This window comes from Veillonella denticariosi JCM 15641 (assembly GCF_002959855.1).
In the GTDB taxonomy this organism is placed as follows: Bacteria; Bacillota; Negativicutes; order Veillonellales; family Veillonellaceae; genus Veillonella; species Veillonella denticariosi.
Genome location: NZ_PPDB01000007.1, coordinates 276,302 through 288,661, shown reverse-complemented (window position 1 = coordinate 288,661; position 12,360 = coordinate 276,302). Strand labels below are relative to the sequence as shown.

Genomic DNA, 12,360 nt, shown 5'->3' with positions numbered 1-12,360 from the left:
TTAGTTAGCCAAATAATATAAAGAAACCCTAATTCCGAATTTCATGAAGCCATGAAAAGGCAGAATTAGGGTAATCATCTTATGCTCTGAATTTGCGTTTTCTTGCTGCTTCAGATTTTTTCTTTCTTTTTACGCTCGGTTTTTCGTAGTGTTCGCGCTTTCTAACTTCAGACAAAACACCTGCTTTTTGGCAGGAGCGTTTGAATCGGCGAAGAGCACTTTCAAGCGTTTCGTTTTTACCAACTTTGATTTCAGACATCTATATCCCTCCCTCCAAAAATAATCTCAGGGAAGTGCTGATAATTTATATACGCACATATACATATTATATGCAGTGTACCAGTATCTGTCAATATTTTCCGGTATATTTTATAGGATTTTTAATAGGCCTTGTAAAGTAGTCTGACATCTGGATAATCAGGCTTCAGGCCATCCCATCTCTTCACCGCCCAAGAGATGAGCATGCATATGAAATACGGTTTGACCGGCTTTTCCACCAGTATTGAAAATCAAACGATAACCATCTTTAGAAATACCGAGTCCTTTTGCAACATCACGAACAAAAGGTAGTAATCCTTCAACGTAATCTTCATTCTTTTCATTAAGATGAGCAATGTTAGAAACGTGATTTTTAGGCACAATCAGTACATGTACTTTTTTGACAGGTTGAATATCATGAAATGCATAGAACTTATCATTCTCTAAAACTTTTTTAGAAGGAATTTCACCATTGATAATTTTACAGAAAATGCAGTCGCTCATAATTAAACTCCTTATTCAATAATCAAATAATTATCCTCTAATCCTGTAACAATCCCACCGATGAGATCACCAATTTTATGTAATCCATCAGATTTAATTTTACCATTTACATATTCACTTGTTAAACCCGTATAGTAACCATTCTCTTCTTTCTCAATCAGGATTTCGCCGGGCTTACCGATGCGGGACTTGGCATATGCTTCATAACCGGATTGGCTAAGACTATTTAAAAGCGCTACGCGAGTCTTTTTTACAGCCTCGGGCACCTGATTCGGCATGGTTGCCGCCGGTGTGCCTTCACGAATAGAATACGGGAAAGCATGAATATGAGTAAAACCGATTTCTCGGACGGTTTGTAAGGTTTCTTCAAAATCCTCATCCGTTTCCTGAGGGAACCCGGCGATGATATCCGTCGTAATTGACAAATCTTGAATGCGAGCTCGTAGACTTGCTATCAAATTCTTATATTCTTGCAACCTATAATGTCGTTTCATAAGATTTAATACATGATCGGATCCGGCCTGTAACGGCAAATGTAGATGCGGACATACCCGTCTGTCTGTCGCCATTAATTCCACCAACTCATCAGATACTTCAACGGATTCGATGGAACCGAAGCGGATACGATATAAGTTTGGAATTTCAAGCAATGCTTTCACTACATCAGCTAATGTAGGACGCCCCGGTAATTCAACACCGTAATTTCCCAAATGAATACCGGTCAGAACAATCTCATGAAATCCGTGTTCCACCAATCGATTCGCTTCCCGTACAATATCATCGATTTTACGGGATTTTAACTGACCTCTCGTATAGGGAATGATACAGAATGCACAATAATTATTACAGCCTTCCTGAATTTTCATGAACGCTCGTGATTTGTCGGATTCATTACCATACAGCGGCATTTCTTCAAAATTTGATTCCTTCATAATATCACGGACAGCATTGATTTGACGTTCCGTAGATTCCAATTGTTCAACAAGTTCTACGATTTTAGAACGATTATTCGTGCCGATAACGAGATTAACCCCATCAATGGCCGCAATGGCATCGGGATCAAGCTGTGCATAACATCCTGTCACGATAACATAAGCATCCTTATTTTGACGCTTTGCCTTGCGAATTAACTGTCGGGATTTTTTCTCCCCCATATTCGTAACGGAACATGTATTAATGACATAAATATCCGCCTTTGTATCGAAGTCGACCGCCCGATAATCATTCTGTAAAAATAAACCTTTCATGGCATCCGTATCGTACTGGTTAACACGACACCCCAAGGTTGTAAAAGCAACGGTTTTCATTGCACCTCTCAATTCTAAATCTATATCTGTTCTAATTTTATAATTCCAATTCATATTGAATCATCGCTAACGCGCCTATGGCAGCCGTTTCAGCTCGCAAAATAGTATGTCCCAACGATACCGATTGGCCACCACATTCTATAATAGCATTGATTTCCTTCTCTTGATAGCCCCCCTCCGGGCCTATACAGATGAGAATATCCGAGATTGACGAGTCGGATGATACATTTTGTAATGCATCCTTTATAGTCAGACCGTTTTCATTTTCATAGGCCACCAGTTTTACTGCTTCTTTTTCAATCTTTAATACTTGTGAAAGCGTTTCTCCTACAACAAGAGACGGTAACTGATTCCGTCCGCATTGTTGGGCCGCCTCCAGCATAATTTTCTCCCATCGCGATACTTTGGAGGTCAATTTTTTATCATCGTATTTAGCAACGCAATTAGATGTGCTTACTAAATAGACAGTATCTACATTTAGTTCGGTTGCTTTCTGTAATACCCACTCCAGCTTTTCACCCTTTAAAAAAGATTGGACCAACACAACGCGGTACATGGCCTCCTGTGAATCTACGTACTCGATAAGTTCAGCCTTCGCTTTCCCATCTATTTTTTCCATAATTCTGTAACTACCACATCGCCCGTCACTACCGGTGACGATAATAGGTCTTTCAAGACGATGACGAAATACATGAAGCACATGATGAGTCATATCTTGAGGTAATTCAATATATTCACTTAATGGCGTAGAAATAAATATTTTTTTCATCGTTTCTCTAATGCGAATGTATGCCAGGGGCCTGACACTCGCTCCTCAATAATGTTCCAGTTATTCATGATGTAAGGCATAATTTCCTCATAACGATCATCGATAATTCCGCTGATAATTAAAACGCCCTTATCATCCAGTTTAGACCCTATCTGAGGCAGCAATATTTTTAACGGATCTACCGTCAAATTAGCAAGAATAATCTGTGCCGATCCATCAAAGTCACTGTCCAGATTACCACAAATAATATCCGCCTTTACATGATTAGTATCACAGTTGAGACGAGCCTGCTGAGCCGCATACTCTTCGATATCAATCCCTACAAGATGTGTAATTCCTAAATAAGATGCTACCAATAGGAGTATGCCTGTACCGGTTCCTATATCGAGACAGGTCACATCATCAAGATTAATAGATCTGCTATATTTCTCCAGCAACTCCGCACAGCTTCTCGTCGTTTCGTGAGCCCCTGTACCGAAGGATATGTCCGAATCGATTTCTATAATTGTTTTATTATCAGTATTATCATAATCCTGCCAAGCAGGCTTGATAACCAAACCGGGAAGTATTTCAGTAGGCTCAATATACTGCTGCCACGAATTCAGCCATGTCGATTCATCAAGCATATGTGACACAATTGATGAAACTTCGATATCAGCCTCTATAAGACGACTCTTTAAATCCGCCTCTATCATCCTGACATCTGATGATGCATCGGCATATAGGGTGTATTTAAGTAAATCTGGATTATCCTCTATATCCTCTTCTATAATTCCATTGTCTGTATAATCGTAAAAAAGAGTAGTCACCTCATCGGTGGCTACTCTTTCACAGACAATGGATATTTCTATCCATTGCATATATGCTCCTTTATAGGGAATGTGAAGAAATGAACCATTCTTTCACATGAGCTGTTCATTTCGTTAAACAGTCCTTTATCTTATCAAAGAGACTTTTACTTACCTGTAAATTATTGACGTCCTCATTGCTTTCATTAGCAAATCGCAATAATAACTCACGCTGTGTATCGGTCAATTTCTTAGGCGTTTGGACATTTACCACGATATGTTGATTCCCCCGTTGTTTAGGGTTGCGCAAATAAGGAATACCTTTGCCCTTTACGCGGAACGCCGTTCCCGTTTGAGTACCTTCCGGAATCTTTAACTCTACTTTACCATCTAAGGTGTTCACTTGTATAGAGGCACCTAATGCAGCTTGAGCAAAGCTGATATTCACACGACTGATCACGTCATTTCCATTTCGTTCAAATTCCTTATGAGGACGAACGAAGATATACACATAAAGATCACCCTTAGGGCCGCCTAAGATACCAGGTTCCCCTTCATTGGCGACGCGCAATCTGGATCCGCTATCCACACCGGCAGGTATTTTAATGGAAATTTTTCGTTTCGCCAACATCTCACCGGAACCGCGACATTTAGAACATGGTTTCTCAATGATCTTACCGCTACCGTGACAGCGTGAACATGTACGAACAGATTGCATACGCCCAAATGGAGTATTCTGAATAACCGTTTCTTGACCGGACCCCTGACAGTTTGGACACGTATCGACACGAGATCCCGGTTCACCACCGGTACCATGACAGTGATCACATTCTTCATGACGATGTACTTCAATGTCCATAGACTTACCAAAAGCCGCATCTTCAAAGGAGATATCTATATCTTCGCGCAAGTCATTGCCTTTTTGAGGTCCCTGTTGTTGGCGTCCGCCCCCAAACATACCGCCAAAGATATCGCCGAAAATATCACCGAAACCGCCGGCTTGACCGCCGAAACCGCCAAAGCCGCCTTGGAAACCTCCGGCCCCCGCACCGCCTCCTTGTTTGAAGGCATCGTGGCCGAACTGGTCATACTGTGCTTTTTTTGTTTCGTCAGACAATACTTCGTAAGCTTCGTTTGCTTCTTTAAACTTCGCTTCCGCTTCCTTTGGATTATCTTTATTTACATCCGGATGGTATTGGCGAGCCTTTTTACGGAAGGCTTTTTTAATTTCATCCTGAGTAGCATTTTTACTGACCCCCAGAATGTCATAATAATCCCGTGCCATTCATTACCAACCCTTCTTATTTCTTTTCGTCATCCACTACTGTATAATCCGCATCTACAACATTATCATCAGCTTTTGCGCTACCTTGCTGTTCAGCACCGCCCGCAGCTTGTTGTGCCTGTTGAGCAGCTGCATACATTTGTTCAGCTAACTTGTGTAATGGAGCAGTTAAAGCTTCACTGTCTTTTTTGATGTCATCAATGTTGCTGGCTTCAATAGATTTCTTCAATTTATCTTTTGCTTCTTCCACTTCTTTCATCAAAGCAGCATCGCCCTTACCTTCAAGGTCTTTTAATGCTTTTTCCGCTTGGTAAACTAAAGAATCCGCATTATTTTTAACATCTAATTCTTCTTTTTTAGCCTTATCTTCCGCTGCATGAGCTTCCGCTTCTTTTACCATGCGGTCGATTTCCTCTTGTTGTAAACCGCTAGAAGATGTGATTGTGATTTTTTGTTCCTTTTGAGTACCCAAATCCTTAGCTTTTACGTGTACGATACCGTTAGCATCGATATCAAATGTCACTTCGATTTGAGGAACTCCGCGAGGAGCCGCCGGAATGCCATCCAAGTTGAAACGACCCAATGTCTTATTGTCCGCCGCAAATTCACGTTCACCTTGTAATACATGGATATCTACAGACGGTTGATTATCTGCCGCCGTGGAGAATACTTGAGATTTAGATGTAGGAATTGTAGTATTTCGATCGATAATGCGTGTAAATACACCGCCCATTGTTTCAATACCGAGGGACAATGGAGTTACATCGAGCAACAATACATCTTTAACTTCACCTACCAATACACCGCCTTGAATAGCTGCACCGATGGCAACACATTCGTCAGGGTTAACGTTTTTAGTCGGTTCTTTACCCAAAACTTTTTTTATAGCTTCCTGCACCGCAGGGATACGGCTGGAACCACCGACAAGCAATACTTTATCGATATCGGATGCAGAAAGGCCGGCATCTTGCATCGCTTTACGTGTAGGTTCAATCGTTGCCTGTACCAAATCAGCTGTCAATTCTTCGAATTTTGCACGGCTCAATGTTACATCCAAATGTTTAGGACCTGTAGCATCAGCAGTGATGAATGGCAAGTTAATATTCGTACTTGCTACACCGGACAATTCGATTTTAGCTTTTTCTGCCGCTTCTTTTAGACGTTGATCGGCTAATTTATCGGTGGATAAATCGATACCGGTTTCTTTTTTGAACTCTTCAATGAGGTATTTCATGATGCGTTCGTCAAAGTCATCACCACCAAGATGGTTATTACCGGATGTAGCCAATACTTCAAATACGCCGTCGCCTAATTCAAGAATGGATACGTCGAATGTACCGCCACCAAGGTCAAATACGAGAACCTTACCGTCTTCATCCTTATCTACGCCGTATGCAAGTGCAGCAGCCGTAGGTTCATTGATGATACGAAGGACTTCAAGACCTGCAATAGCACCAGCGTCTTTTGTAGCTTGACGTTGAGCATCTGTAAAATAAGCAGGTACCGTAATAACAGCCTGTTTTACGGGTTCGCCCAAATATGCTTCCGCATCGGATTTAATTTTTTGAAGAATCATCGCAGAAATTTCTTGCGGTGTATACTCTTTACCCTCCACTTTAACTTTATAGTCACTACCCATATGACGTTTGATGGAAATAATCGTGTTTTCTGGATTAGATACGGCCTGGCGCTTTGCCAACTGACCTACAAGACGTTCACCGTTTTTAGCAAAACCAACGACGGAAGGGGTTGTACGAGCACCTTCCTGGTTAGTAATAACCGTAGGTTCGCCACCTTCCATAACAGCAACACATGAGTTTGTAGTCCCTAAATCAATACCAATTACCTTTGCCATAATATATGACCTCCTAATACTATATAATCTACTCAACAACCTTTACCATCGCCGGACGAATACAACGTCCATCAACAGTATAGCCAGTTTGCAATACTTCACAGACCGTATCAGATTCATATTCATCTGACGGTACACGCATAATCGCCTGGTGAAAATTCGGATCAAACGGTTTTCCCACGGCTTCGATAACAGCTAAACCATGTTTAGAGAGCATAGCCATCAGATTCTGATGAATCATAATGAATCCATCGAGGAATACCTTTGCATCACCTTCTGCAGGAGATTGAACAGCGCGTTCAAAATTATCCAAAACAGGAAGCAAATCGGTAAGCACATCTCCTTTAACGAATCCTGCAAGTTGTTCCTTTTCCTGATTCGTGCGCCGCTTAAAGTTTTCAAAATCCGCCTGTAACCGTTTATAGCGATTATCAAAGTCAGCTTTCAACTCTTCCAGCACTTGAGCGGCATCTGTTACCGCCTCATCGGATTCTTCAACGACTGAATCTTCAACGGGAGGATTTTCCACCGTCTCATCAGTCGCCTCTTGTTTAATGTCTTGTTCTTCAGCCATTACATACCCTTTCTATTTTTGTTCTTTTATCATGGTTTCCATTACATGTTTCATATGTGACAGCATACCGATGATACGCCCATATTCCATCCGCGTCGGGCCGAGAATAGCCAGTGTTCCTATCGGCTGCTCTTGATTCCTGAAATCAGCCTGCACCACACTCATCGTGTGGAGTGCCTCCGTCTGGTTTTCCACGCCTATTTTTACCTTTATCGGTGTCGGCGAATCATCTTTCAATAACTGTCCTAATTCATTCTGTTCTTCCACTAATGAAAGTAAGGGTTGTACCTTTTCAACAGATTTAAACTCCGGTTGATTTAACAACTCCGTAGCGCCTACGGAGTAAAACAACTTGCGTTTATTAATCGCTCGTAATAAGGTTTCCGAGAAAACCAATAAAACCTCCTTAGGTCCTTCCATATGAATCAAAATCGTACCCAACGCTTCGGCCGTAATATAACCGATGCTTACATTCTGTAAGGCATTACTGAATTGTAATGCTAAATCTTGTAATACATCCGGTGATACGCTTTCACCAAAGTACATCAACTCGTTATCTAACGCCCCCGTCTCGGTAATCACAACCATGATAGCCTGATGAGCGCCTAGAGGCAATACATGAATATATTTCACTAAGGCCCTGTCATGCGCCGGTGCAAGGAATAAACTCATGCTATGGCTCACTTGTGAAAGCAGTTTAGCCATATTGAAAAATAATTCACTCGTTGACCCGTTGGAGTGTTTCCAAATCATTTCTATTTTTTCAGCATCCTGTAATGGAACAGGTTGTCGATTCATCATAGAATCGACATATAAACGATAGCCCTTCGCTGAAGGAATACGTCCCGCCGATGTATGAGGTTGCTCCAAATAGCCTAATTCCTCCAAATCGGACATTTCATTGCGCACCGTCGCAGGGCTGATACCGAGATTATAATTCTTTGCAATCGTTCTTGACCCTACCGGTTCTGCGGATTTAACGTAATCTTCAATTATGGCTTTCAAGATGCGCTGTTTTCTTTCATCCATAATAACACCTCTTGTTAGCACTCATAAACTTTGAGTGCTAATCGCATGTATAATATTATCACACTTACATAAATTGTCAAGCAAAAAAATCCCTAAAAACTCAAATAATATCTATTTAGTCAAAAAGACAATTCAATTTTTGAAATTAATTAGTCAAAAAATCAAAGACTATAAATAAGAAAACACTTATCCTATCTCACGTTTGACAATCCTCTATTCATTTCTCAAACAGATAAAAATAAATCTAATTGAAAAATAAATTATTAGACCTGTAAAATAGATAAGTGTTTTTATATACTCTTTAGTTTATTAATTATAGCTTTAACCCTTCAAGCGGATTCCCCAGTCTTACTAATAGTTTTCCCATACGTTCCCGAGGTTCACCATTTTCCGCATACCAGTCGACCAAGATATCAACCGCTTTTTTAGCCTGTTCCACAGATAAATTTCGAGCCAGTATTTTTCCGGCCTCCGGTTTAATCCCCGTTGTACCACCAACGGCAAGCATAAAACCATGAGATGTACCGATAAAGGCTATATCCTTCACCATGGCATCCGGACAGTTACGCCCACATCCGCTGATACCGATTTTACACTTATGAGATGTCTTACGCCCATAATGTTTACGTTCCACATAATCCGCCAGCTCTTGAGTCTCCATTTGGCCATTTTTACAATGTCCCTTTCCGACACAAGCGATAAGCGAATTTACACCGCGATGAATGACCGTAGTAACCCCTTCCGGCAATTCGGAAATAAGTTGTTCTTTATCCTCTTTTTCAATCCCTGTAATCTGCAAACCTGTCACAACATGACGAAACAAACCGCCATATTTTTCAGCTAGTTCTATACATGCTTTCATTTGTTCCAATGAAAATTCATTATGTAAACCGTGTAATATAACCGATGTCTTCATCGTTCCTCCTCAAATCCAGCATGCTTATTCATCATCATCCTATTAATCCTAACATATCGGATTTTGAGAATCTGTGAGAAAATACATTATTCACGAATAAATTGACCAAAAACATAGTTTCCGTGCTTTGCACCTTCAGGTGTTACATGATAGGCGCCATGATGAAAGTTCATCAATCCTTTAGCAACTAATTCATCTATGCTCGGGCCAAATAAATTACGCACAGAGATACCAAATCGATCCTTAAACAGCTTCTCATCAAGGCCCCATTTTGTTCGAAGTGCAAGGAAACAAAAATCTTCCTGTGCCCGTTCAATAGATATGTTCTCCGTTTCGACAGTCGGCATTTCATATCGATCGACCGATTGAATATACGGCATGACATTGCGGTTGTTACTTCGTCGCACGCCATCATAAAAGGAATGTGCACCGGCTCCAAAACCTAAGTAATCTATATAATGCCAATATTTTAAATTATGGCGACTGTACGATCCGCCTTTAGCAAAATTAGAAATTTCATAGCGTTCAAATCCGAGTTCACATAGACCTGTCATCATGGTATCATACATGGATTCATCAATACTTTCATCGGGTAAGGAAATCAATTTCTTTTTTACAAGATGATATAAATACGTTCCCGCCTCAACTTGCAGTCCATAGGTAGAAATATGATTAATCGGTAAATCCCGAACGAGTTCTAAGTTTCGCTGAATATCGGCCACCGTTTGATTCGGCAATCCATAAATAAGATCAATATTAATATCCTCAAAACCGGCTGTCTTCGCATCTTGTACGGCCTGTATGGCCTTTTTCGCCGTATGGCTGCGATACAACCGTAAAAGAGCCTTATCATCAAAGGTTTGAATACCGAAGCTGATACGGTTAAAACCGAGACTGACCAGCTTAATTAGATATGTTAAATCAACTTCTCCAGGGTTCGACTCTATGGTCATATGACAAGAATCTGTAATGGTAAAAGTATGACGTATTTTATCTAAGATTATTTTTAACTGATCTATGGATAATTCCGTCGGCGTTCCTCCACCAAAATAAATGGTATCAATAGAGCGAAGTTTCGATTCAGGATGCTCATTAGCCCACAAGTCAATTTCCTGCACGAGAGCATATATATAGGTCTCATAATAATCCTGTAAATTTTGATATGCTGGGAAATCACAATAAATACACTTCTGTTTACAAAAAGGGATATGGACATACAGCCCCATATCCCCTATTGTAGACAGATTCATAGTTTTTGAATCTGTTTGTATCATATTAATCCTCAACCTTGAGTATAGCCATGAATGCTTCTTGCGGAATCTCAACGGAGCCGACGGATTTCATCCTTTTTTTACCGGCTTTTTGTTTTTCCAATAATTTACGCTTACGCGAAATATCGCCACCGTAACATTTCGCGAGCACGTCTTTTCGCCATGCTTTTACCGTCTCGCGAGCCACAATTTTCGTGCCTACTGCAGCTTGAATCGGAATTTCAAACATTTGACGAGGAATGAGTTCCTTCAATTTCTCCGCCAATGCACGCCCCCGTGTAGCCGCTCTGTCCTTATGTACAATAATGGACAACGCATCAACAGGATCACCATTTAATAAAATATCCATCTTAACCATCGGCGACTGCTTGTAACCGATTAACTCATAGTCAAGAGAAGCATATCCCTTCGTAGCGGATTTTAATTTATCGAAATAATCATAAATGATTTCACTCAACGGCAGATGATAAACGACGGACACGCGTGTCTCATCAAGATACTCCATCGATTGATACTCACCGCGTTTATCTTGGGACAATTCCATAATAGTGCCGACGAAATCCTTAGGAACAATTGTTGTAGCCTTAACATATGGTTCTTCAATATAATCGATTTCAGTTGGCGGCGGCAGTTTCGCAGGATTATCAACTTCAATCATTTCTCCGTTGGTCTTATATACCTTGTAATTTACAGACGGCGCCGTAGTAATAAGGGATAAATTATATTCACGCTCCAGACGTTCCTGAATAACATCCATATGCAACAACCCGAGGAAACCACAACGGAATCCGAAGCCGAGCGCCAACGACGTCTCAGCTTCATATTCCAAAGCGGCATCATTGAGCTGTAATTTTTCCAATGCATCACGAAGGTTTTCATAATCCTTGGAATCCGTCGGATATAAGCCGCAATATACCATGGATACGGCCTTGCGATATCCCGGCAACGGTTCCGGTGCCGGATTGTCCGCCAATGTAACTGTATCGCCTACATGACAGTCCGCAACATTTTTAATGCTCGCCGCAATACATCCTACAGAGCCGCATGGTAATTCTTGTACAGGCACGAGATTCGGCGTAAAAATACCAAGCTCAGTTACATCAAAGTCCTTCTTATCATGCATCATACGAATTGTATCTTTTGCCTTAATAGCCCCCTCTTTAACCCGTACATACGCAATAGCGCCCTTATACGAATCAAAACGGCTGTCAAAGATCAATGCCCGTGTCGGTTCATTCGATTTATCCGGTGGAGCCGGTACCTTATTGACGATGGCCTCTAAAATATCGGGAATACCAATACCGGATTTTGCGGAGCAAAGCACAGCTTCAGATGCATCCAGACCGATTATATCTTCAATCTCCTGTTTTACACGATCAGGGTCAGCCGATGGCAGATCGATCTTATTGATAACAGGGATGATTTCCAAATCATGCTCTAACGCAAGATATACATTTGCCAACGTTTGAGCCTCTACGCCCTGTGCGGCATCCACAACCAGCAATGCCCCTTCACAAGCAGCAAGAGAACGTGATACTTCATAACTGAAATCCACATGACCCGGCGTATCGATCAGATTGAGAATATATTCCTCGCCATCGTGCGCTTTATACAATATACGTACGGATTGAGCCTTAATTGTAATACCGCGTTCCCGTTCCAGATCCATGGAGTCTAATACTTGTGCCTCCATTTCACGTTTTTGTAATGTGCCCGTATATTCAATTAATCTATCGGCGATGGTGGACTTACCATGGTCAATATGGGCGATAATACAAAAGTTACGAATGTGTTTCGTTGACAT

Annotated in this window: 11 protein-coding genes and 1 pseudogene; all 12 read right to left on the bottom strand. The window is 41.1% G+C overall.

Annotated features, from left to right (window positions below):
- Positions 1 to 79: 79 nt before the first annotated feature.
- On the bottom strand, positions 80 to 259 hold the full coding sequence (gene rpsU / locus VEHSUH05_RS06865) for a 30S ribosomal protein S21 (protein WP_004695751.1): 180 nt from the start codon (positions 257 to 259) through the stop codon (positions 80 to 82).
- Between the two features lie 158 nt (positions 260 to 417).
- Entirely contained in the window at positions 418 to 762 is a 345-nt protein-coding gene (locus tag VEHSUH05_RS06860; protein WP_054673325.1) for a histidine triad nucleotide-binding protein, read from the bottom strand.
- A gap of 11 nt (positions 763 to 773) precedes the next feature.
- Entirely contained in the window at positions 774 to 2,069 is a 1,296-nt protein-coding gene (mtaB, locus tag VEHSUH05_RS06855; protein WP_038114963.1) for a tRNA (N(6)-L-threonylcarbamoyladenosine(37)-C(2))-methylthiotransferase MtaB, read from the bottom strand.
- Between the two features lie 37 nt (positions 2,070 to 2,106).
- Complete coding sequence (locus tag VEHSUH05_RS06850; protein ID WP_105091138.1) at positions 2,107 to 2,838, bottom strand: RsmE family RNA methyltransferase; 732 nt, start codon at positions 2,836 to 2,838, stop codon at positions 2,107 to 2,109.
- Complete coding sequence (locus VEHSUH05_RS06845) at positions 2,835 to 3,698, bottom strand: 50S ribosomal protein L11 methyltransferase (protein WP_038114960.1); 864 nt, start codon at positions 3,696 to 3,698, stop codon at positions 2,835 to 2,837. The genes VEHSUH05_RS06850 and VEHSUH05_RS06845 overlap by 4 nt, the downstream gene beginning before the upstream one ends.
- Positions 3,699 to 3,753: 55 nt before the next feature.
- Positions 3,754 to 4,911: a molecular chaperone DnaJ gene (gene dnaJ / locus VEHSUH05_RS06840; protein WP_105091137.1), complete on the bottom strand. Its 1,158-nt coding sequence runs from the start codon at positions 4,909 to 4,911 to the stop codon at positions 3,754 to 3,756.
- Between the two features lie 16 nt (positions 4,912 to 4,927).
- Complete coding sequence (gene dnaK, locus VEHSUH05_RS06835) at positions 4,928 to 6,766, bottom strand: molecular chaperone DnaK (protein ID WP_105091136.1); 1,839 nt, start codon at positions 6,764 to 6,766, stop codon at positions 4,928 to 4,930.
- 28 nt (positions 6,767 to 6,794) lie between these two features.
- Complete coding sequence (grpE, locus tag VEHSUH05_RS06830; RefSeq protein ID WP_054673322.1) at positions 6,795 to 7,340, bottom strand: nucleotide exchange factor GrpE; 546 nt, start codon at positions 7,338 to 7,340, stop codon at positions 6,795 to 6,797.
- Positions 7,340 to 8,369, bottom strand: a pseudogene (gene hrcA / locus VEHSUH05_RS06825) (heat-inducible transcriptional repressor HrcA). The gene grpE and the pseudogene hrcA overlap by 1 nt, the downstream one beginning before the upstream one ends.
- A gap of 313 nt (positions 8,370 to 8,682) precedes the next feature.
- Entirely contained in the window at positions 8,683 to 9,285 is a 603-nt protein-coding gene (locus tag VEHSUH05_RS06820; RefSeq protein ID WP_105091134.1) for a nitrite/sulfite reductase domain-containing protein, read from the bottom strand.
- Between the two features lie 86 nt (positions 9,286 to 9,371).
- Positions 9,372 to 10,559, bottom strand: a complete 1,188-nt coding sequence (hemW, locus tag VEHSUH05_RS06815) for a radical SAM family heme chaperone HemW (RefSeq protein WP_170007105.1) — start codon at positions 10,557 to 10,559, stop codon at positions 9,372 to 9,374.
- A 1-nt stretch (position 10,560) separates the two neighbouring features.
- Positions 10,561 to 12,360 (bottom strand): translation elongation factor 4, encoded by a 1,800-nt coding sequence (gene lepA, locus VEHSUH05_RS06810; RefSeq protein ID WP_038114945.1) that lies wholly within the window; start codon positions 12,358 to 12,360, stop codon positions 10,561 to 10,563.